24 protein-coding genes and 1 riboswitch are annotated in these 26,290 nt (G+C 48.1%); of the genes, 10 read left to right on the top strand and 14 right to left on the bottom strand.

Annotation, left to right across the window (positions count from 1 at the left end):
- Positions 1-5: 5 nt before the first annotated feature.
- The 6 genes from CD05_RS0110440 to CD05_RS0110415 form a co-directional block, all read right to left on the bottom strand.
- Positions 6-1,442 carry an NAD(P)(+) transhydrogenase (Re/Si-specific) subunit beta gene (locus CD05_RS0110440; RefSeq protein WP_028510447.1) on the bottom strand — a complete coding sequence of 479 codons (1,437 nt, stop codon included), beginning with the start codon at positions 1,440-1,442 and terminating at the stop codon, positions 6-8.
- Entirely contained in the window at positions 1,439-1,744 is a 306-nt protein-coding gene (locus tag CD05_RS0110435) for an NAD(P) transhydrogenase subunit alpha (RefSeq protein ID WP_028510446.1), read from the bottom strand. The genes CD05_RS0110440 and CD05_RS0110435 overlap by 4 nt, the downstream gene beginning before the upstream one ends.
- 17 nt (positions 1,745-1,761) lie before the next feature.
- Positions 1,762-2,883 (bottom strand): NAD(P) transhydrogenase subunit alpha, encoded by a 1,122-nt coding sequence (locus CD05_RS0110430; RefSeq protein WP_028510445.1) that lies wholly within the window; start codon positions 2,881-2,883, stop codon positions 1,762-1,764.
- 337 nt (positions 2,884-3,220) lie between these two features.
- The gene (locus CD05_RS20640) at positions 3,221-3,376 is read right to left on the bottom strand and encodes a hypothetical protein (protein ID WP_156947433.1); all 156 of its coding nucleotides are present in this window, start codon (positions 3,374-3,376) and stop codon (positions 3,221-3,223) included.
- 27 nt (positions 3,377-3,403) lie between these two features.
- The gene (gene gdhA / locus CD05_RS0110420; RefSeq protein ID WP_028510444.1) at positions 3,404-4,738 is read right to left on the bottom strand and encodes an NADP-specific glutamate dehydrogenase; all 1,335 of its coding nucleotides are present in this window, start codon (positions 4,736-4,738) and stop codon (positions 3,404-3,406) included.
- 436 nt (positions 4,739-5,174) lie between these two features.
- Positions 5,175-5,936, bottom strand: a complete 762-nt coding sequence (locus CD05_RS0110415; RefSeq protein ID WP_028510443.1) for a response regulator transcription factor — start codon at positions 5,934-5,936, stop codon at positions 5,175-5,177.
- 234 nt (positions 5,937-6,170) lie between these two features.
- Positions 6,171-6,254: riboswitch (NiCo riboswitch) on the top strand.
- A 38-nt stretch (positions 6,255-6,292) separates the two neighbouring features.
- Here CD05_RS0110415 and CD05_RS0110410 point away from each other — a divergent pair.
- Positions 6,293-7,201: a cation diffusion facilitator family transporter gene (locus tag CD05_RS0110410; RefSeq protein ID WP_051588948.1), complete on the top strand. Its 909-nt coding sequence runs from the start codon at positions 6,293-6,295 to the stop codon at positions 7,199-7,201.
- Positions 7,202-7,390: 189 nt separating this feature from the next.
- Here CD05_RS0110410 and CD05_RS0110405 read toward each other — a convergent pair whose 3' ends face one another.
- From CD05_RS0110405 to CD05_RS18305, 7 genes are all read right to left on the bottom strand, one after another.
- Complete coding sequence (locus CD05_RS0110405) at positions 7,391-8,602, bottom strand: metallopeptidase TldD-related protein (RefSeq protein ID WP_028510441.1); 1,212 nt, start codon at positions 8,600-8,602, stop codon at positions 7,391-7,393.
- A gap of 14 nt (positions 8,603-8,616) precedes the next feature.
- Entirely contained in the window at positions 8,617-9,954 is a 1,338-nt protein-coding gene (locus CD05_RS0110400) for a TldD/PmbA family protein (RefSeq protein ID WP_028510440.1), read from the bottom strand.
- A 282-nt stretch (positions 9,955-10,236) separates the two neighbouring features.
- Positions 10,237-10,881, bottom strand: coding sequence for a hypothetical protein (locus CD05_RS0110395; RefSeq protein WP_028510439.1), 645 nt, complete (start codon positions 10,879-10,881; stop codon positions 10,237-10,239).
- A 6-nt stretch (positions 10,882-10,887) separates the two neighbouring features.
- Positions 10,888-12,402, bottom strand: coding sequence for an AMP-binding protein (locus tag CD05_RS0110390; RefSeq protein ID WP_028510438.1), 1,515 nt, complete (start codon positions 12,400-12,402; stop codon positions 10,888-10,890).
- Positions 12,402-12,626 carry a phosphopantetheine-binding protein gene (locus CD05_RS0110385; RefSeq protein ID WP_028510437.1) on the bottom strand — a complete coding sequence of 75 codons (225 nt, stop codon included), beginning with the start codon at positions 12,624-12,626 and terminating at the stop codon, positions 12,402-12,404. The genes CD05_RS0110390 and CD05_RS0110385 overlap by 1 nt, the downstream gene beginning before the upstream one ends.
- A 17-nt stretch (positions 12,627-12,643) precedes the next feature.
- On the bottom strand, positions 12,644-14,050 hold the full coding sequence (locus tag CD05_RS0110380) for a condensation domain-containing protein (RefSeq protein WP_028510436.1): 1,407 nt from the start codon (positions 14,048-14,050) through the stop codon (positions 12,644-12,646).
- Between the two features lie 188 nt (positions 14,051-14,238).
- Positions 14,239-14,697: a MarR family transcriptional regulator gene (locus CD05_RS18305; RefSeq protein ID WP_051588947.1), complete on the bottom strand. Its 459-nt coding sequence runs from the start codon at positions 14,695-14,697 to the stop codon at positions 14,239-14,241.
- Between the two features lie 108 nt (positions 14,698-14,805).
- On the opposite strand from CD05_RS18305, the gene CD05_RS19805 reads away from it, so the two are divergent.
- From CD05_RS19805 to CD05_RS0110345, 6 genes are all read left to right on the top strand, one after another.
- Entirely contained in the window at positions 14,806-15,435 is a 630-nt protein-coding gene (locus CD05_RS19805) for a 4'-phosphopantetheinyl transferase superfamily protein (RefSeq protein WP_051588946.1), read from the top strand.
- A gap of 215 nt (positions 15,436-15,650) precedes the next feature.
- Positions 15,651-16,007, top strand: coding sequence for a GntR family transcriptional regulator (locus tag CD05_RS0110365; RefSeq protein ID WP_028510435.1), 357 nt, complete (start codon positions 15,651-15,653; stop codon positions 16,005-16,007).
- A gap of 13 nt (positions 16,008-16,020) precedes the next feature.
- The gene (locus tag CD05_RS0110360; protein WP_028510434.1) at positions 16,021-16,935 is read left to right on the top strand and encodes an ABC transporter ATP-binding protein; all 915 of its coding nucleotides are present in this window, start codon (positions 16,021-16,023) and stop codon (positions 16,933-16,935) included.
- A complete protein-coding gene (locus CD05_RS0110355; protein WP_028510433.1) occupies positions 16,904-18,532 on the top strand; it encodes an ABC transporter permease in 1,629 nt (542 codons plus the stop codon). The genes CD05_RS0110360 and CD05_RS0110355 overlap by 32 nt, the downstream gene beginning before the upstream one ends.
- Positions 18,522-19,937, top strand: coding sequence for an ABC transporter permease (locus tag CD05_RS0110350; RefSeq protein ID WP_028510432.1), 1,416 nt, complete (start codon positions 18,522-18,524; stop codon positions 19,935-19,937). Before CD05_RS0110355 ends, CD05_RS0110350 begins: the two co-directional genes overlap by 11 nt.
- Complete coding sequence (locus CD05_RS0110345) at positions 19,934-20,560, top strand: hypothetical protein (RefSeq protein WP_028510431.1); 627 nt, start codon at positions 19,934-19,936, stop codon at positions 20,558-20,560. Before CD05_RS0110350 ends, CD05_RS0110345 begins: the two co-directional genes overlap by 4 nt.
- 57 nt (positions 20,561-20,617) lie before the next feature.
- Here CD05_RS0110345 and CD05_RS0110340 read toward each other — a convergent pair whose 3' ends face one another.
- Complete coding sequence (locus CD05_RS0110340) at positions 20,618-21,292, bottom strand: hypothetical protein (RefSeq protein ID WP_028510430.1); 675 nt, start codon at positions 21,290-21,292, stop codon at positions 20,618-20,620.
- Between the two features lie 158 nt (positions 21,293-21,450).
- On the opposite strand from CD05_RS0110340, the gene CD05_RS0110335 reads away from it, so the two are divergent.
- The 3 genes from CD05_RS0110335 (at position 21,451) to CD05_RS19800 (ending at position 26,196) form a co-directional block, all read left to right on the top strand.
- The gene (locus tag CD05_RS0110335) at positions 21,451-21,741 is read left to right on the top strand and encodes a RyR domain-containing protein (protein WP_028510429.1); all 291 of its coding nucleotides are present in this window, start codon (positions 21,451-21,453) and stop codon (positions 21,739-21,741) included.
- Between the two features lie 3 nt (positions 21,742-21,744).
- Positions 21,745-25,116, top strand: coding sequence for a TIR domain-containing protein (locus CD05_RS0110330; protein ID WP_028510428.1), 3,372 nt, complete (start codon positions 21,745-21,747; stop codon positions 25,114-25,116).
- Between the two features lie 249 nt (positions 25,117-25,365).
- Positions 25,366-26,196: a CHAP domain-containing protein gene (locus CD05_RS19800; protein ID WP_051588945.1), complete on the top strand. Its 831-nt coding sequence runs from the start codon at positions 25,366-25,368 to the stop codon at positions 26,194-26,196.
- The last annotated feature ends 94 nt before the right edge of the window (positions 26,197-26,290 follow it).

The raw sequence follows: 26,290 nt of genomic DNA, 5'->3' as shown, positions 1-26,290 counted from the left end.
AGACATCAGCCCTCGTCGAATTCGCTTACGAGAGAGGAAACTGTCTGCTTTGCATCACCGTAGATCATTACTGTATTATCGTTTGTAAAGAGCGGGTTCTCGACACCCGAGAAGCCTGTGCCTTTACCACGCTTGAGAACGAATACTGTTCTTGCCTCGAATGCGTTGATGATAGGCATTCCGTAGAGAGGCGAAGTCTCGTCGTTGATAGCCGAGGGGTTAACAACGTCGTTCGCACCGATAACGATAGCAACGTCAGTGTTGGGCATCTGAGGATTCATCTCATCAGCCGTCTTTAACTGCTCGTAGGGAACGTTAGCCTCAGCAAGAAGAACGTTCATATGACCGGGCATTCTGCCTGCTACCGGGTGGATAGCAAAGCTGACTTCTGCACCGTTTTCTTCGAGCTTGTCGCAAAGCTCCTTGACTGCGTGCTGTGCCTGAGCAACAGCCATACCGTAGCCGGGGATGAATACTACAGAGCTTGCAGCTTCGAGGATAAGGTAAGCGTCCTCAACAGACATAGCCTTGGGCTCTTTCTGCTCGCCAGCTGCGCCCTTCTTGGCAGCGCCGCCGAAGGAACCGAAGAGAAGGCTGTAAAGAGTTCTGTTCATAGCCTTGCACATGATAAGTGTAAGGATAAGACCCGATGTACCAACGAGACAGCCCGAAACAACGAGCACCGAGTTGGATATCGAAAGGCCTGCGAATGCTGCTGCAAGACCTGAGAAGGCATTGAGCAGTGAGATGATAACAGGCATATCGCCGCCGCCGATAGCAACGACCATTGTAAGGCCGAGTATAAGGTAAGCAGCTGTTACAACGATGATACCTATATCGCCGAGAGAAGCATCAAGCACGCCCGAGATGGAAAGTGCATATACAGCCACGCCGCCGAGACCGATTATAGCAAGAAGACCGTTTACAAAGTTCTTTGCAGGTATAGAAACGTTTTTCTTGAACATCTTGCCGGAGAGCTTGCCCCATGCAACTATCGAACCTGTGAAGGCGATAGCACCTATCGCAATGGTAAGACCGAGTGCGATAGAGGAGAAGGTGTTGATGCTCTTGTCTGTCATGAACTGTGTGAGGGCTACGAGCAGCGAGGAAAGGCCGCCGAAGCCGTTAAAGAGTGCAACGAGCTGGGGCATACCGGTCATCTCGACCTTCTTTGCCCAGATAGCACCGATGATACCGCCGAGTGCGATAGCAGCTATTGCCCAGATGTAGGCATTGCCCATAACGCCCTCTGTAAGAGTATCAGTAACATTCTTTTCAAGTAAAACAGTAACAACTGCGATAAGCATACCGATAGAGGAGAGCTTGTTGCCCTTTCTTGCGGTGTCTGCCTTACCGAGCAGCTTTATACCACGGATAAAAAGTACCGAGGACACCATGTAAAGCACGGTGGTCAGTACTACGCTTATTTTTTCGTAGCTCACTTTTTATCCCCCTTTTTCTTGAACATCTCAAGCATTCTGTCTGTTACCATATAGCCGCCTATAACGTTGATAGTAGCAAGAACTATCGCAGCAAAGCCGCATATATTAGAGATCATGCCGTCTGTGTGGAGTGCTACGGCAGTTGCCGAAATAGCACCGACTATCGTAATGCCCGAGATCGCATTTGTACCCGACATAAGCGGTGTGTGCAGCTGGGAGGGTACCTTAGAGATAAGCTCAACGCCCAGGAAGCCTGCGATAACAAATACGAATACGAGCAGTAATATCTCACCTGTTGCCATATATTTTTCTCCTTTTATTATTTGAATCTTTCGTGTATTATCTGACCGTTCTGTGTGAGCAGGCAGCCCTTCATTATCTCATCATTAAGGTTAACGTCGAGCTCCTTTGTCTCCTTATTATAGAAGTGTGTAAGGAAAGCAGTGAAGTTACCGGAGAGCATCTTGGATGCGTCCTGCGGGACCTGACGCTCAAGCATATCACCAGACATGATGATAACGCCGTTGTCTGTTACAACTTCCTCAAAGAGCTTGGAACCTTCAACGTTACCGCCTGTAGAAACAGCCATATCAACGATGATAGTGCCTCTCTTCATTCTTGAGATAACGTCCTTGGAGATAAGGCGGGGTGCCTTTCTGCCGAATACCTTAGCTGTTGTAATAACGATATCCGAACGCTCGCATACCTTAGCCTGAGCCTTCTGCTGCTTTGCTATCTGCTCGGGGGTGAGCTCCTTAGCATAGCCCTGGTCAGTCTGGCCCATCTCGCCGAGGTCGATCTTTACAAAGCTCGCACCGAGAGATTTGACCTGTTCTTCAACAACAGGACGAGTGTCAAATGCGTCAACTCTTGCGCCGAGTCTCTTAGCAGTAGCTATTGCCTGAAGACCTGCAACACCTACGCCGATGATGAATACTCTTGCAGGGTTGATCGTACCTGAAGGTGTTACCATCATCGGGAGTATCTTGGGAAGTCTTGCTGCGGCGTTTACTACAGCCACATAACCTGCAAGAGATGTCTGCGATGACTGTACGTCCATTTTCTGAGCGAGGGTAGTTCTCGGGATCATTTCGAGAGAAACTGCCATCAGATCTGCTGCTGCCATTTTGTCGAGCAGCTCACGCTCATTGAACGGGTCAAGGTAGCTCAGATGCAGTGTGCCTTTTTCAATTCCGTCAATGCTTTCGGGCTTCATTATACGCAGCACGATCTCGTTGCCCTTGTAGCCCTCTTCGTTTGATGAAACGAGCTTAGCACCTGCTTTTTCATAGCTTTCATCGGAAAAGCCGCTTTTTTCACCCGTTCCTCTGACCACGCTGATCTCATAGCCCATAGCCGTCAGCTTTTTGATATCATCGGGAATGAGCGCAGTTCTTGTTTCAAGCGGGTCATTCTCTTTACAGAGAAGAATTTTTTTCATCACTATACTCCTTTCAGACCATCATATATTTTCAAAAGTCAGGCAAAATATGTCTTAACTTTTAAAACCAAAAAAACAGCAAAGGGCAGCACCGTGGAGGCAATACTGCACAAAGATTGTGCCAAAGACACGAAGTCAGATTTTTCGTCAGGTCACATAGATCTCTCGCAGGAATACTACCGTATTCCAAGAGAAAGATGTGTGAGATGACTGGAAAATATGCAAGTGGATTTGGTACAAAGCCGACAAGCGGTCTTTGTGCGGTTTTGCCTCGTATAACAGCGGTGCTGCCAGATAATATGGAAGGCTGAGCCAATATGAGTTGTGTTTAATCTATTCAGTCAAACGTCTCATCGTTGACAGCATATTTGCAGCTGTCAGCAACGTCAAGCCTTCTGTCTCTGCTGGGTGTGCCTATAAGCATCTCGGGGTGTTCACCCACATTTACTGTATAGGGCACGATCTGCTTTGTTTCGTCAAAAATACTTTTCATGATATACACGCCCTTTTTATGTTACTATCAGACTATGCCCTGAGCGTTCATAGCGTCAAGGACCTTCTCGAAGCCTGCGATGTTAGCACCTACAACGTAGTTGCCCTCGAAACCGTAGCGCTTAGCAGCATCGTCGATGTTGTGGAAAAGGTTTACCATGATGCCCTTGAGCTTAGCGTCAACCTCGTCGAATGTCCAGCTGAGTCTCTCGCTGTTCTGGGACATTTCAAGAGCAGATGTAGCAACGCCGCCTGCGTTTGCAGCCTTGCCGGGGATGAAGAATACGCCGTTGTCCTGAAAGAACTTTGTAGCTTCCTCAGTTGTAGGCATATTAGCGCCCTCGCATACAGCTTTTACGCCGTTAGCAACGAGTGCCTTAGCATCGTCGATGCCGAGCTCGTTCTGTGTAGCGCAGGGGAGTGCGATGTCAGCCTTGACTGTCCAAACGCCCTTGCCCTCGTGGTACTCGCTGTTGGGTCTGTAGCTCTTGTACTCAGTAAGTCTTGCACGCTTAACTTCCTTGATCTCCTTAAGAGCAGCTACGTCGATGCCGTCGGGATCGTAGACCCAGCCTGTGGAATCGGAGCAGGTAACTACCTTTGCGCCGAGCTGCTGAGCCTTCTGGATAGCGTAGATAGCAACGTTGCCGGCACCGGAAACAACAACTGTCTTGCCGTTGAGCGAATCGCCCTTGCTCTTTAAGAGCTCTTCTGTTATGTAAAGGAGACCGTAGCCTGTAGCCTCTGTTCTTGCGAGAGAACCACCGTAGGAAAGACCCTTACCGGTGAGAACGCCCTCGAACACGCCACGAAGTCTCTTATACTGACCGAACATATAACCGATCTCTCTTGCGCCTGTACCGATGTCACCTGCAGGAACGTCTGTATCAGCGCCGATGTACTTGCAAAGCTCTGTCATAAAGCTCTGGCAGAATGCCATAACTTCTCTGTCGCTCTTGCCCTTGGGGTCGAAGTCGGAACCGCCCTTACCGCCGCCGATCGGAAGGCCTGTAAGGCTGTTCTTGAAGATCTGCTCAAAACCTAAGAACTTGATGATGCCGAGGTTTACTGAGGGGTGGAGTCTGAGACCGCCCTTGTAAGGACCTATAGCAGAGTTGAACTGAACTCTGTAACCTGTGTTTACCTGAACGTTACCCTTGTCATCTACCCACGGAACACGGAACTTGATCTGTCTCTCAGGGTTTGTGATACGCTCGAGAAGTGCATCTTTTCTGAATGCATCCTCATTTTTCTCGATAACGGGTCTGATAGATTCAAGAACCTCTCTTACAGCCTGGTGGAACTCGGGCTCAGCAGGGTTCTTGGCAATCACGCTTTCAAGTACTTCATCAACATAAGACATAAAAAACAACCTCCTAAAAATAAAAAAAAGCCAATGACACTAAAACCGCCTGAGATACAATGAGATACAAGCGGTGATTTAGGGCGCCATTGCCTTAACTGTTATATATTTTACATTATAGTTTGTCAAAAGTCAATTTGCATTATCCTATAAAAAAACTACTTTTGACCATTATTTCAAGACTGTGCATATACTGCTCCCATACGAGGGGCAAAGCAAAAACAACACGAACAAGGGGCAGGCTGCGCAGCCTTCCCCTTGAGCGAAAAATATATGATGGGTTAGATGATGATCTCATTATTGCTTTCGACGCTCATATTGTTTTTACAATAATATATTACCATAGCAGACACAAAACAGATACCCTAAATTTCAGATATTTACATAGAAATTTAAGTTATGACAAATGCCCTGATATGGCGTAAACGCCGTTATTTCACAGGCTTTTTACCTGCGAGGGAGTCTTGCCGGTGAGCTTCTTGAAGACGTTGCTGAAATAGTCAACAGACGAGAAGCCGAGCATCTCGCTCACCTCATATACACGGTATCTTCCTGATGAAAGAAGACGGGAAGCATACCTTATCCTGAAGCTCTTATAGAATATACCGAAGGTCATGCCGACCTTTGATTTAAAGAGCCTGCCGAAATAATCCTTGTTGAATCCGAACCAGTCAGCAGCGGATTCTGTGGTGGCGATAACGTCCTTGCTCTCGTTTAAAAACGCCGTAAGACGTTCAAGGAAGCGCTTGTCACTGATATCGAGCTCGGAGATGAATTCCTCTACAGTCTGGCTGTAATCGCTCCCCGAAAGGCTTTGTGTAAGCCTGACCTCTGCTATGTCAAGAGCCTCGCACAGACGCAGCTCGCTTACAGGTTCGCTCACATAGTCTATCGCACCTATTATGAAGCAGCGCCGCATAGTTTCGCTGTCGCCGGCATTTCCGGCAGCTATGCAGACAGTTGACGGAGACACCTCGGAAACAGCCGATATCACAGCCTCGGTGCTCGGAAGAGATGACCTGTTGAAGCATATCACAAGCTCGGCCTGCGAGTTTTTGCAGATGTTCAAAGCATCTGTGATGTTAGAAGTCTTTCCGACTATCTCGAAACCCTTCTCATGCCATACAGACATTTTCCTCAGTCTGTCATAGCAGCTCAGGTTGTTGTCAAATATAAGCACACGGTATTTTCCGCTCACAAGGCCTTACTCCCTTCAAAACAGAATAAGGGCGCCGTAATAATTAATTACAGCGCCCTTGCCATTGAATTAATTTTAGCACAACAAAATACATTTTGTCAAGAACATAGCGTGAATTGGGTGTAATTTGTATGAAATTTATAGGATTGTCACTATTTGGCACGGACTATTGACATTAGCTCTGTTATGTGTTATATTATTACAAAGACCATTCACCGCATTATAAGAATATGCATATAATACAGTGAACAGACGGCGGCTGAGTAATGCCGTGCAGTCGGGCCCGAGGGCAGCAGTTATCACATCTGCGGGACAGTGTTTTTGTTCCGCAGGTGTTTTTTTATGGAGATGATAGTATGGAAAGATACGATATAAACACGCAGAAAACAGACATTTCGGCTGCTGTTGCCATGAAGGTCTCGGCGGTGAGCATAGCTGTTAACATTGTACTTTCGCTCATAAAGCTGTTTGCAGGCCTTTTTGCAAAGTCGGGTGCGATGATATCCGATGCTGTGCATTCGGCATCTGATGTGTTCAGCACGCTTGTCGTGATCATTGGGGTAAAGCTCGCAGGAAAGCAGCCCGACAAGGAGCACCCCTACGGCCACGAGAGAATGGAATGTGTGGCATCGGTCATACTCGCAGTCGTGCTTGCAGCCACAGGCTTCGGCATCGGCATGAGCGGCATAGAAAAGATAATCACCCCCGAAGAATACGACCTTGCAGTGCCGGGTGCTCTTGCGCTTGCGGCGGCTGTCGTGTCGGTCGTGGTCAAGGAGCTGATGTTCCACTACACAAAGCGTGCGGCAAAACAGATAAACTCGGGCGCACTCATGGCTGATGCGTGGCACCACCGCTCTGATGCGCTGTCGTCGGTCGGTTCGTTTGCCGGTATCCTCGGCGCAAGAATGGGCGCACCTGTGCTTGACCCGCTCGCAAGCGTTATAATATGTGTTTTCATAGAAAAGGCCGCTGTAGAGATATTCCGTGATGCGGTAGACAAGATGATAGACAAGGCCTGCGATGAGGAGCAGGTGTCACAGATGCGTGAGGTCATTCTCTCAACAGACGGAGTGCTCGGCATAGATGAGCTTAAAACAAGGCTTTTCGGCTCGAAGATATACGTCGAGGTCGAGATATCAATGGACGCTGCAAAGACGCTCGTTGAAGCCCACGACACAGCTGAGGCAGTACACGATGCCATAGAGAGCGCCTTCCCCGAAGTAAAGCACTGCATGGTACACGTCAATCCGGACATCAAATGAATGCACAATTGAGGTGTGCGCCTTTGGCGCAAGTAAATTAAAAAAATTGCCCCCGAGATCCACTGGATCTCGGGGGTTGTTGCTTTTATCAAATTGTTCGGGTGCAGGGGGTAAGGGCAGCCGCCGCATACGGCTTGCACGAACGGGCATATCTTCAGCGCTATGCGCTGACACATTCATTGTGCATTGCTACTTGCTGTATTCCATTTTCATGATAACGTGCTTGTCTTCAAATACGGCGTTGTCAGAGGGCACGCCTATGAAGTCCTTGCCGAATATATCAAAAATGCTGCCCTTTATCGTAAACTCAGGCAGAGAGCCTATGAGCTTCTCGCCGTCGCAGAGCATGGATTTCTGAACGGGGGTGACGTATTCGCCGCTTTCGTTGTAGCCGCCGCCCCATGCACAGATAGGCACTACTGACAGCCTGCCGTCAAGCAGCTGCTTTGCAGTCTTGTCAGAGCGCTTTATGCGAAGGCTAAGATAGCCGTTGTGGGGAACGTCTGCTAAGTTCTCGCTGGCGCTGCCTGTGTGCGGCATATTGTGTTTGTCGGCGGTGAACTTGTCGGCAAAGCCTGTCTTGACCACGCCGTTTTCGATGTATACGAACCTGTCATTCTCGCAGACGACACCCTCGCCGTCATAGAAGCTGTTCAGCCACATCTCCTCATCTGTCACATCATGAAGGAGCGTAAAGTCATCGGCAAAGACCTTCTGCCCGACCTTGCCTGTGAGCAGAGATGTGCCGAGGGCTAAGTTCTCTGCATTGAGCAGCTCGTAGAACTTGCCAAGATATCCGTAATACTGCTCCTGTATTATAAGCTCCTCAGGCAGCTCTGCCTTGTTTGTAAAGGCGGTCAGGTAGTTGTCGGCCATGTCGGTGAACTTCTTCATGTCAAATGTGCGCTTGCCAAGAGCGAAGTAGCCGTCGTCGATATCCTTGCTGCTTTTGTGCTTGTAGCCTATGCTCACCTGAATTACCGTGTCGGTGTCGCTGTAATCAAGGCCGAGAGTGTTTTGCATATACTGGGAGAATTTTGTGGTCTCAACATTGCCGTTGAATCTGAAATCCGGGTAGTGGGTGTTAAGGTAGTCAAGGCACTCACGGGCTATGTCCATAAGCTCACGGTCGGAATACTCTTTCTCTGTCCTGTCACGGTGGCGTGAGCCTGTTTCAAGGGTGAATTTGTATGGGCGCTTAAGCGAGAGGTTTGCCTGCGCCTGCTTAAAGCCCTCATCGTCGGAGACATTCCCCTGAAAATACTGCACGCCTGCATACCCGCCGTCATACACACGGAACGAATTGTTTGTGCGGTTGTATTTTTCAAAGCTCTTGAACTTGCTGTCCTCGATAAAGATGCTGCTTGTTGAGTTTGTGTTGCGTATTATTTCCTTTTGCATTGGTCACACCCCCCTTAGTTTATATTTAGCTTTCTGACACGGATAGTCGGTCCTGCCATTGATACCGCCATACGCTGACCGCCCTTGCCGCACCAGCCTGTTTCGGTGAATTTCAGGTCATTGCCTACAGCGTCGATGTTAAAGAGCGTTTCAAACACGCTGCCTGTCACTACATTTACTCTCAGCGGCTCGGCTATCCTGCCGTCTCTTATGCGGTAGCAGATAGTGGGCTTCATGGTAAATGTGCTTGACCCCGTGCCGTAGGAAACATCATAAACATATATGCCGTCGCTGACACCTGCGATGATATCCTCAGGGTCGCTCTCACCTGCTGCCATGACAGTGTTCGTCATACGCACAATGGGGGAGTAGCCAAAATCCTGCGCTCTTGAATTGCCGGTAAGCTCCTCGCCTAAGACTGCTGCCGAGTTTGCATCGTGCAGCCTGCCTGAGAGCACGCCGTCTTTTATAAGGTAAGTTTCTCTCGGCTTTGTGCCTTCGTCATCATAGGCTATGTAGCCACGGTGTTCCATAGTGCCGCTGTCATATATGCTCACAAGTTCTGAGCCGACCTTTTTGCCCATTACCCACTCGTCCTGCAATGTCTTGTCTGTGAGCATATGGTCTGCCTCGCTCTTGTGACCGAAGCTCTCGTGCGTGAACATCGACGTAACGTTCGGGTGAAGCACGCATACATAGTCACCCGGCTCGACATCGACTGCATTCTTTGCATAGTCGATAACTCTGTCACGCTTGTCTGTTACCTCGCTCTCGTGGCCTTTAAGATCATCAAAGCAAAAGCCCTGTATCATCTTTCCGCCGTCGTACTTGATGCCGTCTATCACGAAATCATACCATATCCATATAGCACAGGTCTGATAATCCTGCACTATCTCAGCACCCTTGGAAGAGAAAAACTGCTTTACAAAGTGCGTCTGAGTGTAGCCGCCGTACCACTGCTTCATATCCTCATCATTCTTGTCGATGCAGGCATCAACATAGCCCTGTACAAGCTCCTCACGCATCTTGCGTGTGGTCTTTCTGAGATCCTTCTCGCCCTCAAAGCGCAGCACCTTGTCTTTGTGAACTTCAAAGAGCTTTACCATAGGGTCGTTTTCGATATCGGCGTTTTTGCCGGCTATTTCAGCAAGGCTGTCAAGCTCCTGCTGTATGCTGTCGGTATCGTTGGTAATGCTTGTGTACCACATATTGCCGTCGTATACTCTTATTATAGCGCCGGTGACAGATGTCTCGCTGTTTTGCTTGACTTCTCCGTTTTGCAGCTGGTAGTGTGCATCATCGGTAGTCTCTATGCGTATATCGGCATACAAGCCCTCAGGGAATCTATACATTTTTATCAGACCTCTTTTCTATATAAAAGTTTAAGGCAACACCGCACGAAGATTGTGCGCAAATTGCGCAGTCAGCTTTTTCGTCAGATTGCACAGATTTTCCGAAGGAATACTACCGTATTTCAAGGAAAAAATGTGTAATATGACGGAAAAGATGCAAGTAAGTTGCGTACAAAGCCTTCAGGCGGTCTTTGTGCGGTGTTGCCTTAAATTAATTATATCACTTTCACCTGACAAAGTCAATAAAAAAGCCCATATACCGCCGGTATATGAGCCTTATTATTATAATGAATGTATAAACCTCAGCCCGAAGCATACACCGAGCGCTGCTGCGACCATTACTACGATTGCAGGTATCGCCTTGCTCGTGCCGTGTGCCAAAAATCTGTACCAGTCATACTTTTCCTCGACCTGACCGTTCTCTGCGTGTGAAAGGGCGGTTATCGAGTAATAAACGCCGTAGAGCATAAAGGGTATCATGCCGTAAAGCGTCTGCTTCACACTGAGCGTACAGTCCTTTTCAAAAAAGCAGAATGACACTATGCCGAGCACAGGTATCAGCAGATGATAGTAAAGGTTAGCCCCCTTGAAAAGCTCGGGGTAGGATTTTACGACTATCGGCGCCAAAAAGAATATGACCGTGAGCATCGTCAGCGTCACACCGACTGTGAAGACGTATTTGAGCGTGTAGAACCCGGCAGGTATCTTATCAGCCGAGCCGCAGGCTATCTCACATATCGCAAAAACGAGCGCATAGGTGCCGTAAAGCCAGTTTGACTGCACGGTGAAGTATTTCACAGCCCTTAAGCCGTCGGCTGCAAGGTGCTCATCAGCGTCGATGCCCTTTAGCATCACCACGATACCGACTACCATTAGCACGAATGCGAGTAGGTTAAGTACTACAGATACGATAAATCCTGTCTCCATAGCCGATCACTCGTTTATCCTTGCACGGATTATCTTCCTTGATGCAGTCTTGACAAATTCCTTGTCACGGAAGATTATGTTGACTATCCTCTTTGCAGGCTGGAATGAGTTGTTTACCTCATCTACCTTCTTGCGTATCTCAGCCTGAATGTCCTTAGACTTGTAGTCAGGGTCGGGATATATCTGTGCGGTTATCACCTGGTCTGCCTCGTAGACTACCATTTCCTTTATCGGGCGGAATGCTGCAAACTTGTTCTCTATCTCCTCAGGGGATACGTTCTCGCCGTTTGAGAGGATAATGAGGTTCTTCTTTCTGCCTGTTATATAAAGGTAGCCGTCGTCATCAGCGTAGCCGAGGTCGCCTGTTTTGAGCCAGCCGTCGGGGGTGAGGGTGTTTGCAGTCTCCTCAGGGTTTTTGTAGTAGCCCATCATTACAGACTTGCTTCTTGCCCATATCTCGCCGTCAACAGTCTTTACCTCGCAGCCTCTTACTATCTTGCCGACAGAGTCGGGCTTGGGGCAGCCCACTATACCTGTGCATATTCTCGGAGCGCACTCGGTCATGCCGTAGCCCTGAGCTATGTCGATGCCGAATTTCTTGAAGCCCTCGATTATGTCGGGCGCAAGGTAAGCACCGCCCGAGAAGATAGCCTTTAAGTTCTTGCCGAATGTCTCACGGGCAATAACTCTTTTTAGGGGTATCTTCTTTGCTGCCTGCTGCATCTTGCCGAGAATGGTAGATGCTATCATAGGCACGAAGGTGCAGTATTCAGGCTCAAAGAGCTTTAAGTTCTTTGCTATGTGGAAAAGGTTGTCGTTTACGCATACGGTAACACCGTTCCAGAGGCTGTGAAGAATGTCGATAGTAAAGCAGAAAACGTGGTGTATCGGCAGCACTGTGAGCAGCTTCATGCCGTGGTAATCATCATCAGGTGTGCAGGTGGTGTTGTCGATAAAGTTGCCGTGACTAAGCATAACACCCTTGCTGACACCGGTCGTGCCGGAGGTGAAAAGGATAGCTGCGAGCTCGTCCTCTGTCACATCACCTGTGGGCTGCTGGCCTGCATATTCTGCTGCTATGTCGCCTAAGAAAAGCATACCTTCTTCAGGCTTTTTAAGATGAACGAAGTATTTTATGTCCGGGCACTTCTCCTTGAAAAGGGGAATGTCCTTGACGTGCTTGTCATCGAGGAACACCATTTTGCTGTCAGAGCGGAAAAGCTCGTCTGCGATGTTTTCAGGTGAGTTGTTGGTATCGAGCGGAACGGATACATTGCAGCTGCACTGTACGCCGAACCATGCGCTCAGATATTCAAACGAAGTAGTGCCGACAAGTGCGATGTGGGTCTTTTCCGTAAAGTGCTTCTGTATCCATACAGCTATGTTGTCGCACGCAACACGGAACTCGTGGAACGATGTGTTGCGGAACTGCTTGTTGATGTATTCGCTTAAGAATATCTCATCGTTGTACTGCTCGTCCGCCTGGTATACGAGCTGCTTAAGGGTCTTTAGTTCTTCCATTATTTCTGACCTCCGAAGTATTCGAGCAGGTCGCCTACTGTCTTGCACTTCATTATTGCTTCCTCGTCGATGTCAACATCGAACTCTGTCTCAGCATCGCCGAGCATACACATGATATCATATGAGTTGAAGCCTAAGTCCTCTATAAAACGTGATTCCTCTGTGATACTGTCGGCGTCTACCTCTACATACTGGGTGATAAGCTCTTTCATCTTTTCAAACATAACTGTTTCTCCTTTCATCAGGTCATATCTATTATTTCTTTAAGTGTCTTGTCAGGGTTCTCAATGCTTCTGAACAGCACTCTGCCCGTGAAGTAGTAAAGGAATTCTATCTCCTCAGGCGTTGCGCACTCGGTCTGATAGCCGAAGTAGAAGTTGAGGCCGCCGTCGTTGGGGCGGTGCATAGCTGTTATATACATAGGCTTTGGCTGCTTGCCGCTGCTGTACCATCTGCTCTTGAAGGGTATGCCGTTGAGCGTCTGGCCGATGCCTGCAAGTGTGCCGGGCTGATAGGTGAAGTCAACGCTCGCATATGTCGAGCCGGGTGCTGCACCGAACTTCTCGGCTATGTCGCCGAAGCACTTTAACGGGTCGTAGTCGGAGTGAATGAATATCTCGTCCTGAGCCTTCTTTATCATGCGGATAGATTCTAAAACGGTCGTCTTCATAGGCATGATAGTTCTCAGCGGGAAGCAGTGCATCCTTACGCCGCCGCACTTTTTGTTTGCAAGTGTCGAGCGTCTGCTGACAAGGTCGCTTATCGTGATATCCTTCTCGTTGTTGTTGAATTTGGCAAGAACTGTTCTGATAGCGTGGAGTATTATAGCACTTACCGGCACTTCATATTTCTTTGCAAACTCCATTATCTTCATTGTGGAAGGCACATCTACCTCGTAGGTTATGGTGTTGCCCTTGCCGTCGGAGCTTGCGAGCACGCCCCAGCGCTGCTTCTTGTTCTTGTTTTCTTTTCTCAGCTGCATAAGCCTGCCGGGGCCTGTGTAGTCGGTGTACATCGGCTCGGGGAGCTCAAGCTGCTTGTGCCAGTATTCCTCGTCCTTCTTCTGCTTCTTGCTGCCCTCGTAGGCCATATCCTTCTTAAGCGACTCGATGTATGATGACATCGGCTTGGGGTAGGGCATATTGTAAAGGAGCGAGCAGTATATCTCGATAACGTCTCTTGTGAAAGCTATCACCGAGCTTGAATCCATGCAGGCGTGGTGAACGTTGAAGTAGAAGCCGTTAAAGCCGTTAGGCAGAGTTACGATAACTATTCTTGACAGCTTGCCGCCGTAGAGGTCAAAGGGCTGCGATGTCCACTTGTTGAGCACGTCGTGTACCTTGTCCTCGTTCCATGCCGAGAAATCATAATACTCGAAATACTCGTTCTGATAGGGGACAACATACTGCCATTCCTCGCCTGTATCAGGGTCTCTCCATATCCTGAGCCTCATGGACTCGCATCTTTCGACTGCACGGTTGAGCGCTTCACGCAGTGCAGCAATGTTCATGTCTATTTGAAGATAGTTGCCGCATCCGATGTTCTCGACTTCACCCGTAGCGCCTGCCTTGATGAGCGAGAGGTTTAATAGCTGTGCTGATGTTAGTGGATAGCAGTCATATTCTATCCCGCCGATGTTTTTGAGCATATCAGTTGACCTCCGTGTTTTTTCATGATCTGACATTTATTTCGCAATACGAACAAATTTTATGCAAAGGCACTTTATTTCGTAATGCGAAGCATCTCTTATGCTTTTATTATATACCAATCACTTGATAAAATCAATTGACTTTATCAACAATTATAAAAGTTGGGAGGTTAAACTTTTTATATGATTTAATCCGTTTCGGTTTTTGTTTCGTCAGTTTCGTTATACTCGGGGTAGTAGGCCAAAACTATGCGAAGCAGGCGGATAAGCTCTCTTACGTCCTTCTCGCCGAGGATATCGAACATTCCCTTGTATTCCTTGTGTATCAGCTCACGCTTGGCTTCAAGCATCTGCCTGCCCTTGTCGGTTATTGTCGCTCTGACTACACGGCGGTCGTTGTCGTCCTTGCGCCTGAGGATAAGCTCCTTTTTTTCGAGCTGCTTTAATATGTCAGCTATCCTTCCCGGAACGACGTGCAGCTTCTCGCACAGCTCGCCGGCAGAAGCGCCTTCCTCCTGGCCGTAAAGACAGTTGAGCACGCCGTATTCGCCCCTTATGCTGTCAAGGATAGCGATATTGCTCTTTCGGTTTAGAAGCTCTGCAAGCACACCGTAAAGCTCCTCAGGCAGGTTGTTCTTGTCGGTCATCTCATCATCTCCTCCGTCATATTTACATAACTATATCACATTTATCATGATTTGTAAAGCCCTTGCAAAATCCGCAGGATATGGTATAATATAGCTTGGGTGATAAATATGCGTATATATCTTTTTGACGAGCCTGAGAAAATAACAGGCGGGCTTTATGAAAGACTTCTTGCCATGCTGCCCGCGCACAGGCGGCAAAAGGCGTTAAGATATAAGAATATAAGTGACAGCGTTCTGTGTGCTGTCTCCTACAGGCTGCTTGGATACGGCCTTTTTGCGGAATACGGCATAGAGAGCTTTTCCATGGCTGTGAAAGACAACGGCAAGCCTTATCTTGCAGATGTGCCGGGTGTGTTTTTCAACATAAGCCATTGCTTAGAGGGCTGTATATGTGCGCTTTCAGACAGTGAGGTCGGAGCAGATATCCAGCACCCGGTCAGGCTCAGGAACAATGTGATAAAGCGTGTATGCACTCAGCAGGAGACAGAGCTTATCAACTCATCTGCCGACCCGGAGCTGACATTCCGGGGGATATGGTGCATGAAAGAAGCATACCTCAAAATGCTCGGCACAGGTATAGCTGCCGACATGAAGACAGCCGACACTTCGGCAGAGGGTTTCCCGGGGGCATATCTGCACTTTGACAGATACTCGCTCGCAGCCTGTGAGCAGAAGGGGCTGAGTACAGCTGAGCTTAAAGAGAGCATAGTTCATCTTGGCGTGAATGATATAGTGTAGATAAAGCATCGTACAGGTTTTGTGCGGTGCTGTTTTTTTTGAAAAAATATATTTCAGGGTATTGACAAACAGAAAAAGCTGTGCTATACTCTAAGTGTACTACGACAGATAGTACACTTAATACACTGTACAGTAGATTTAAGAATCCAAAAGAAAAACAAAACGAAAAAGAGAAAGCAGACAACAAAACCGCATAGGAAGGAGGGGTACTGCCTTTGATAACGATAGACATCAGATCCCGTGTACCGATATACGAGCAGATATATAAAAGCGTGTGTTCGGATATCGCAAAGGGTCTGCTAAGAGAAGACGACAAGCTGCCCGGTGCGAGGACGCTCGCAAAGGAGCTTGGCCTTAACCCCAACACTGTAGCCAAGGCATACTCGATGCTCGAGCGTGACGGGATAATATATTCCGCAGCCGGCAGGGGGTGCTTTGTTGCCACGCAGCAGGGAAGCGCACACAAACGCCTTGAAACGGAGCTTCTTGACAAGCTGACGGAAGCGCTCAGGGGCGGCATCGACAGGCAGCGTATATCTGAACTGATAGACGAGGCTGAAAAGAATATGTAAAAGGAGGATCTATATGATAGAGATAAAAGACCTTTCGCTCTCGCTCGGCGAGAAGAAGGTGCTCGATGATATAAACCTAAAAGTCGAAAAGGGCAGTGTATTCGGCTTTTTAGGCTCGAACGGCGCAGGCAAATCGACGCTCATGCGCTGTATGTGCGGAGTTTACGAGCCGGGCTCGGGCAGTGTGTGCATAGACGGCGAGAATGTCTATGACAACGCAGAGGCCAAGGCCAGGATTTTCTTTGTAAATGACGAGACGGTGCAGTATACATCGTTCACGCTCAGGCAGCTTAAGGACTACTACAAGAGCTACTATAAGAATTTCAGCGAGGAGACTTTTGAAAGGCTGCTTGCGAAGGTTGATCTGCCGATAGACAAAAAGCTCTCGACCTATTCAAAGGGCATGAAGCGCCAGTCGATAGTCATAATCGCTCTTGCCTGCAGGACTGAGTATCTTATGCTCGATGAGGCATTTGACGGGCTCGACCCTGCAATGAGAATGGCTGTCAAGAACATGATAACAGACGAGATATTCGACAACGGCACGAGCGTCATCGTGTCATCTCACAACATAGCCGAGATAAGCGGCATATGCGACAGAGTAATGCTTATCCACGGCGGAAAGATAGTGCTCTGCGATGAGGTGGACAGCATAACCTCAGGCTTCTGCAAGCTGCAGCTGGTATTTGACGGCAGCGCACCTGATGATGACAGCATTAAGGCCGCCGTGCCCGGGCTCATCAAGACGATGAGGACTGGCAGTGTGGTGCAGATGATAGTTCACGCAGGCGAGGAGCAGGCAGTAAAGAGTGCTCAGGCTCTTTCACCGAGAATGACCGAGGCTGTGTCGCTTACTCTCGAAGAAGTATTTATCTATGAAATGGAGGCGAGGGGCTATGCAGGTTTCATTACAGAGAATGAAGGCTAATATAAAGGCTGAGAAGCTGGTCTGCATAAGGATATACGAGATATTCATAGTCGCCTGCCTGCTCATCGTGCTCATATGCTCCTTTGCAAGCGAGGGGCTGATGTATGACCACGATTATGTGTTCGGTGTTCCGACTGTTTACCCTATAGTGTATATAGCTGTCGGTGTGATATCCCTGCTTTTCTCGGTAAAGATATTCCGTGATATGCACAACCCCACCCAGTCAGACATTATGCTCTCGCTGCCTATGACGGCGAAGGAGCGGTATTTCTCAAAGGTGCTGGTTTTTTTTAGATGCATAGTGCTGCCGTTTATCATATGCGGCGTGGTATCGACCGTATGCACCATGCTGTCAGACTATTTTATATTTGAGCACCATGATAGCTTTATCGTGTATGTCAGGGGCTCGCTTATATTCTTTATGATAGGGCTGTCGGTGATAATGCTCACAGGCGCTATGAGCTTTCTGTGCAGTGTTATGAGCAATTCCTTTGCCGAGGCTGCTATAACCTCTGTGTTCGCTGTGGGGTCTGCGGCTCTGCTGCCTTTGCTGATGCTTGAGCTTATCTTCCGCTCGGCACAGATCTCTGAAAATGCTCGTGATACTTTTATAGCATATCCGCTTTATTATTGCTTCGGGCTTGACAGTATCCAGCTCCTTGATCTTGAGATGATGCGCACCGAAGGCATTTACAAAGCAGGCTTTACACCTATGATGATAGGGCTTTGTGTGAATATCCTTATGTCTTTTGGTATCATGATGATAGGATATCCTATCTACCGCAGGAGAGACAGAGCGACACTTACCTGCAACCGCTTTGCCAAGCCTTTTCTGATGTGCATCATCGGCCTGACAGGTATAGCTGCGATAATATACGCATCAATAGGAGCAATGGCGTATATCCCTTATGCGGCAGTTGTCGCTGGAGGGCTCGTTTACGGCTTCCTGCTCAAAAGAAATGGCTTTGAGCCAAAAAAGTGCGGGCGCTGGTTCGCAGGGCTCGCAGGCATCATGTGCGGCTTTGTGGCGCTGTCGGCTGTAGTGTATTTCACAGACGGGCTCGGCTATCCCACACACCCTTCGTATATGGTGAAGAACGGCGGCTATTCACTTGATATCTGCCAACATTTTGAAGATAAGGAAACAGAAGATGAAGTTCCAGGCATCTATATGGAATGCGTTTACCGTGACGATATAGATGAGATCAACAAAACAGTGTCAGAATACGATGCTGATGTCAAGACAGTCAAGAGCTTTTCGGAATTCATAGGGCTTACCGGACATGATCTGAATGACTATACAGGCCATGTGAGGGATCCGTTATACAAGCCTGAGGGGTGCAGACTGCTTGCTGTGTCGATGTATCCTTTCTGCGGTGACGGCATTAGCGACGTTGATCTGCAGGAATACGATAACTGCTCATATTACATTCGTATACATGATGAGGATATACCGAAGCTGCGCTCGGCATTAAAGGAACGCTTCGGTGACAGAATGGTCGAATATGCTGTGGCTGAAGAAGATCCCGACGTATATGACGAGTACGACGAAGCCTTGGAAGATGATATCCCCGGGGAGGGAAATGATGAACAGTAAACTATTTAGTATCATAAAGGCAGAGCTTTTCAGAGTAAAAGGCTATGTGTATGCTTTTGCAGTGCTTTACCTGATGATCCCGCTGATGTACTATGTGAGCGATGATCTCGACGTTGCCGATATGACCGGCTTTGAGATGCCGAGCTTTGCGATAGTGATATTTATCATAGCGCAGGCGGTAGGAGTTCTGATGTGTACAGAGCTTTTTAATGACTGCCACAAGCCTGAGACCGCAGATGTGACGCTCTCGCTCCCTGTGAGCAGCGGCAGCAGGTTTTCGGCAAGGTTCTGCATGATAATAGCATTTACGGTGATACCCTATATAATATCTATGCTCGGCACACTGTTTATAATGCTCGTGTTCTCGCCTGTGATAAATGTCTCGGCCGCAGTGAGCGAATGGTTCAGCTGCTTTATAGTGATGCTCGTGTGCGTGATATTTGTTGATGCCACAGCTTTGATATGCAGCGTCTTCACAAGCTCACACATGGGTGCGCTGACAGTGTCGTTTATCAGCATAGCAGCCGTCACGGCATTTCCGATAGCGCTGTATCGGGTGGTTATGCAGTGCGCTCATGTCAGCACGAGCGGTACGATGCCTGCATATGTGTCGTGCATCGGCGCAGGCGAGACCTACTCGTTTTTATTTCGCCTGGAAGACTGGAACAAGTACACCCCGTCAGCATTGCTGCTCACCGGCTGTGTCAACATTATCATATCCGCTGCTGTGGTATTTCTGGCATACAGGGTATACTGTTCACGCAGCAGAAAGAGCATATTCTCATTTCCGCCGGCGGCTGTGTTCTTTATGGCAGTCATTTTTGTATGCACTGCTGTGTTTGCCAGCGCAATGCTGTTTGAGAAGGGCTTCTGGGGAGTATCTGTCGGCTGTATAGCAGGCATTGCAGTGTATATCGCTGTTCTTGTGTTCAAGGGCTTTAACAAGCGGTTTATCATTAAAAGAGCAGCGGTGTTCTCTGTTCTCTGCGCTGCACTTGGTGCAGCTGTCATTGCGGCTGCGCTCACCGAATGCTTCGGGATAAGCTGCCTGCCTGTTGATAAAGCCGACAAGGATTATAAGGTAAGCATCAGCAGCGAGAAGGAATACTTTGAAGACAATGTGCTGTCAGAAAGCACCGATGACGGAGAGTCTCTGGTAAAGACAGCAGATATACTCAAGCGCTATGAGGATAAGTCAGGCCGTGAGCTTTCTTTTGGTGATATGTTATTCCTCTCACCTGACCATTATAATGATACCGAGCCCGGATACACAAAGGTATATCTTACCGTCAGGGAAAATAATGCCGATGAAGCAAAACGCTCGCTTGTCAAACGCTGGTACTGCATAAAGAACGAAGATATAGAAAATATGCTGACAGAGCTTAAGGAGGTGCAGGGAAAGTGAGTATAAAAACGAAAGCGAACACAGCTTTTTCTGACAGTGACCAGGCTAAGCCTCTGCGCATAAGCGATAAAACGGTAAAGATATGCATCTGTGTTTTGCTGGCACTTGCAGTCATAGCAAAGGTGATAGATGTTTCCCTGTGGAAGGGTTATAACCAAAAATACTACGACGGACTTATAAGTCTTCGCAGTATCGACGAGGAAAAGGCTCTTGACAGTACGTCGGGCTGGAGCTATGCACCGTATGAGTTTTCCGACGGCAGCCGTAAATGTACTTTAGCATATACAAAACCGTCAACAGGCCATTACACCCTGCGTATACAGCTTGATAACACCGGCTTTTTTGATGTATATCCCTCAGATGAATATCTGGAGCCTATCAAATATGACGGCGCAGAATATGACTATGAGATATATGCAATGATCGGCAGGTTTGACAGTGTAAGATACACGGGCTATGTATATATCGGAAGCACCCCATGCGGATTTGATATAAAAAACAATGATGCTCTGGATTTTAAATATGGTGTATCCGATGAGCACAAGCAGACGGTTGAAAAGCTGCGTCCTGAGATAATGAAGATAAAAAACGAATTACAGAACGAAATAGTAAAAAAGCTATAAAACAAAAAGCGGTGCTCACATCATGTGAGCGCCGCTTTGCTGTGTTGCCTTAATATGTTACATACCGTATCTTTCGTCGTATTTTTCAAGTGCGAAAGTCAAATAATACTCATCATCGAGGTTTTTGTCACGGTTCATAGAGATGCAGTAGTCATGTATGCCCTTTGTGAAGCCTACCTCACGTTTGCTGCCGTGCTCTACCGGGGTGGCCTGCTCATACCCCTCAGGCAGCTTGCCGTCAAATGCCTTAAGGAAGGTCTCGCTTATCTTATCAGCCTCTTCTTTTTCGATATTCCTTATATTTTCAGTGTATTTTATGAGCTTGCCGCCCTTGAATCTGAGGGTGGAAACAATATCATACTCCTTGCCGAGAGCGACCCTGCCGCCGAGAATGCTGTCAGACTTTCCGAGTGAGAACTCTGCATATATATCGCCGTCGCCGCCGTCTTCGTATTCTATTGCGGTTTTCTCAGTAAAGCTGTTGTCGGTGACCTTGTCAAAGTCTTCCTTTGTCATGCCTATGACCTCGCTGCCGCCGTCGCCTGTCAGTGCGCCCATAACGTCAAGCACCTTGTCTGACGGAACGGGTTCAGCTGTGCCGCCGGTCTGCGCCGCAGATGATGTGGGTAAGCTGCCACTTTTGCTGCCTGAGCTGCTGTCTTTGTCCGAGCAGCCTGTGAAAGCTGCCAGAGCCATTATAAGTGCAAGTGCAGCTGCCAGTGTTTTCTTCATAGATATCTCTCCCTTTTGGTGTTTTGTCATTCCTTATTATACATCAAAAAAATCTTTATGTCAATAATTTTACGCAAAAATGGCATACTTGACGTGCTGCTGTGATTTGGTGTATAATCTATTTGAATAAATAAGCAACGAAAAAGAGGTTTGATACTATGAGATATGAGCCGATACCGATAGATACGAGCGGCATCGAGCTGCCGTGTGAGCTTGAAGCCCTGACTGAAAGGATAGCGCAGAACGTCCACGATATATGGGCTGCCGGAAGAATGGCAGAGGGGTGGACATACGGCGAGACAAAAGACGCAGCAAGCAAGACCACGCCGCTTCTCGTTCCTTACAGCGAGCTGCCCGAAAGCGAAAAGGAATACGACAGAAAAACAGCGCTGGAGACTATAAAGCTAATTATCAAGCTGGGCTATAAGGTCACGGCAGCAGGGGAGTAAGCTATGGGATACAAATACAAGGCTTTTATAAGCTACAGGCATATGCCCTTTGACAAGAAGGTGGCTGACAGGCTGCAAAAGAAGCTCGAAGCGCTTAAGCCCGGCAAGGGCGGCAGCAGGTTCAGGGTGTTCCGTGACGAGACAGAGCTTCAGTCTGACCCTGACCTTGGCAGCGGCATCGAGCAGGCGCTAAGTGACTCTGAGTATCTTATCTGCATATGCTCAAAGGACTACAAGAAGTCAAAATGGTGCATGGCAGAGATAGAGTATTTCAAAAAGCTCCACGGCGGCACGACAGACGGTATTATGACCCTGCTGATAAACGGCACGCCCGAGCAGTCATTCCCGGACAGCTTAAGGTTTGCAGAGACCATCACGACCGACAGCAAGGGGAACACCGTCAAGACTGTCAAAGAGATAGAGCCGCTTGCAGCGAACATAACTGCTGAGAGCGAGAAGGCATCTCTTAAGCGCCTTGACACAGAATATCTCAGGATAGCTGCAACGATGCTCGGCTGCGGCTTCGATGACCTGTATCAGCGTGAGAGAAGACGAAGGGTGAAAAAGTATATCATAGGTGCGGCAGCGGTATTCACGGCACTGTCTGCGATAGCTGCGGTGAGCATTTCGTCGGCAGTTGCGATATCATCAAAGAACGCTCAGATACAGCAGCAAAACGAGGAGCTTGAACAGACCAACAAGAGCCTTATTGTCAAGGACAAGGAGAACCTTGCCGAGCGCTCGCTGCTTATGTATGACAGCGGCGACCTTTTGCAGGCGGTGGAGTATGCCGGGCAGGCATTGTCGGGCGATGATGATATACCGCCGGTCACAAGGGCAGAGTATGCGCTCTCAAAGGAGCTCGGGCTGTATGAGTATGAAAAGATGCTTCCTGCTAAAAAGCTCGTACACGATATGAACGTCGAGCGGCTCGAATGCATCTGCGACGGCAAGACAGTCGTTTCAAGCGACAGCTCGGGCATATATTTCTGGAACGCAGAGACAGGCGAGCTTATGCACAAATACACTGTCCGTGATGAGATATTTAAAGACTATTTTAATGAATACGGCTCAAATGCCCTTGACTTTGTCATCACATCTTCTCATGGGGGCGAGAAGACACGGTTTGAGAGATATTCAGATAATTATTCTCTTGGAACATGGCAGGGCTCAGGCCTTGGCTATGTTAATGACAAGGTCAGAAGGAAATCAGTCGAGTCTACAGAAAAGCAGGAGGTCTACCTGACTTTCAGGGCAAACCGTACAAACACTGTTATCAAGATAGACCCCGAAACAGGCGATGTGTTATGGCAGGCAGATGTGCCGACTGATAAATACTTTCTTGACAATGCTTTTGTGACCGACGACGGAGTGTTTTTCCTGGTTCATGATCTTGCAGGTAATCTTCTGTATCCTGCGGCAGGTGATAATGCCTATCTGCTGTACATAGACTCACAGACAGGTGAGATAAGCAGGACGGTGTATATAAACGGCGGCTATGAGGGCGACATTGTCTTTTCCGATACAAAAATGTTTGCTTCCGAAAATATGATGTGCATAGCAAAAGACGGTAAAATATACGTTTATGATATTAACGGCGAACAAGCAGCTATCCGCAAGGATCAGCCGACGCTGTATGCCGACTCGGACAAAGTGTACAGCGATCATATGAAGCTCGTGCATTTTGATGACAGCGTTGTCGTTATAAATGTGTGGGGCTCCCCGAAATACAGGATAGACATATTCTGCTTTGACAGCGAGCTTAAAGACCTTAAGTTTATGCAGACAGTCTATGACAATGCCGACGAGATATATGTTAAAAAGACAGATAAAGACAAGACAAATGATAAGTCAGATATCCTGACCGTTGTCACTGAGAAAAAGGTTTATGAGTTTGATCACGAAACAGGCAGAAAGATAGATGAATCTGATGCCGGGGCAAGGATATGTGAATGTACAGCTCAGTATTCCGGGCCTGTATGTGTCATAACGGCAGACGGGAATGAATATCTGACGTTTTATAATAAGGAGGAAAACTACAAATTCACACTGCTGCTATCAGAGTTCAGTACAGATATCGATAAGGCGGCATACTGCAATGGCTGCTATGTAACTGTCGGCAGGAATGACAAAACAGCCCTGATACAAAAGAAGATAAAAAACGAAGACCGTGAGCAGCTTTCCCGTACAGGCGAACAGAACAGGCGTGAGATGATAACCGATGTCAGCCGTGACGGCAGCAAGGCACTGGTGTATGAAAAGGCGAAGATATCAGACGGCAAGGGCTCGGAAAAATATGCATACGGCCTTTATCTTTATGATGCCGGCAAGAAGAAATACTCGGCTATAGAAGGAGCATTTGACAGTGATGCAGAATACAGCTTAAGCAGCTTTGGCGGAGCTGTTTTTCTTGGTGATGACACGGCACTGGCAAAGGTGAGCACAAAGTTTTTGCTTATTGACCTTGATGCCAAGAGTGCTAAAGAGATACTGGATGATAAAGATATAAACAGCGGCACGGTCATGTCTGCCGGGGATAATGCTTTCTGGTATAAAAAAAGAGGCAACAGCTTTATCTTCATCGACAAGTCAGGCAAGGTAACGAAATTTGAGCCCGGCGATGACGGGGTGATACTTGGCAGCATATTCCTTGGTTCCCAGACTGAAGGCGATTATCCTGACTGCATCTCACCTTCACCTGATATGAAAAAGGCAGTGTTCGGCCTGCTTGAAGATAAGTTTGTGCGAGGCGAGAGCAAATACTGCATTGCAGTATTCGACAGCGAGACCGGCAAAAGGACAAAGCTCGGCGAGAGCCACGAGCTGGCAGAGGGCATTGATATAATGAATACCTTCTGGCTCGATGACAACACAGTCGGCGTGCTTCACAGCGGTATGTTTGTCGAATACTTCAGCGCAGGCACAGGCGAGCTGCTTAGGAGAACTGACATCACAGGGCTCAGTTCTCTGCCTGCACTGGGCATGGCGTATGACGAGAGGGTCTATATCCTCGGTGCCGACGGGGCGTTTTACCGGCTGGGTGAAGACGGCGCTGTTGACGGCAGCATACAGCTCGATATGGCAGGCTCTAAAGATATCCTTTCGGGAATAGCGGAAAACGAAGCCTACGCATCACTTGACAGCATGAGCGACGGCTGCCTGCTGCTTCGGGTGTCGGGTGCAGGCTATGTGATAGACACAGAGCGGTTTACTATAAAGTACACTGTCCCCGATCTTGTGGCAAGGGGCGGCAGCGGCGAGAATGAGCGGCTGTTTATCTATGATGATAGCATGGAGACTTCGGCGGTCGTGCCGTATTACAACACCAGTCAGCTAAAGAAAAAGGCAGACGAGTATCTGTCAGCGCTTGAATAGGTTTTTCAATACCACCGTTTCGGGAGTGAGCTTCCGGGACGGTGAGTTTTTTATCCCCCCCTCAAAACGCTCCTCACCCGATATGGTATAACTATATCAGAGCCAAGGAAAACGGCTCGGATAAAAAAGGGCGAGAGAAAAAACCTCCCCCCCTTAAAACACAGAAAATCATCTGTGGTATAACTAATACAGAAGGAAAAACAAACCCAGAGGCAACGCCTCACAACAAATTCTCAGGAGGAATCAAGAATGATGAAGAAGATCACAACAACAGTAGTAGCACTCGGTATGGCAGCAACAATGATGACAGGCGCATTCAGCAACAGTGTGACAGAGGGTATTTTCAATGAGACGGCTATCACGGCTGATGCAGCAGACAGCAGCAGAACAAAGGATCAGGCAGTCAAGTGGATAAACGCAAGAGCAAGCGAGAGCTGGGCAAAGGACGTAGACGGAAGCTATGGCTGCCAGTGTGTAGACCTTGTAATGGCTTACTACAGATACCTCGTAGGTTACAATGTAGGCGGCAACGCTACAAACTATCAGTCAAACAAGCTCCCCAGCGGCTGGAAGCGCACAAATACTCCTCAGCCCGGTGACGTTATCGTATGGGGCGGCAAGACAAAGATAAATGCAAACTACCGTCTCAACAAGTACGGCCATGTAGGTCTGGTTGTTGCAGTAAACAGCAAGAAGGGCACAGTAACAACAGTCGAGACAAGAGGCGGCAGCGGCACAGCAGCTCATAAGTACACCCGTGAGATAAAGTATGCAACAGTTTTCATAAGGCCTGCATACAAGACAAACGACAACGTGATTGGCGGCGTACTTACAGAAGCATCAAAGGCAGTTTCAACTGCAAGCACAGTCACAACATTTAAGAAGTACACCGGAGGCAGCGGCTCGGTAGTCACAGCACTCAACTCCATCGGTGCAAAGAGCTCATTTGACTACAGGACAAAGATATACTACGCAAATTCTGACCTTGTCTCCAAGTACGGTAAGACCTATAGAGGTACGGCCGCTCAGAATATCGCCATGCTTGGAAAGCTCAAGAAGGGATCACTGGTCAAGCCTTGAAAAAAACTGAATATTAGTGAAAAGAGTCGCAGATTGCGGCTCTTTTTTTGTGCGTAACGCTTTTTGGAAAAGCTGACAGGTGCTTGCATTTTTC

Origin of the sequence: Ruminococcus sp. NK3A76 (assembly GCF_000686125.1) — a bacterium.
Classification (GTDB): domain Bacteria; phylum Bacillota; class Clostridia; order Oscillospirales; family Ruminococcaceae; genus NK3A76.
Note: the sequence above shows the minus strand (reverse complement) of the source record. Positions and strands in the feature narration are given on the sequence as shown.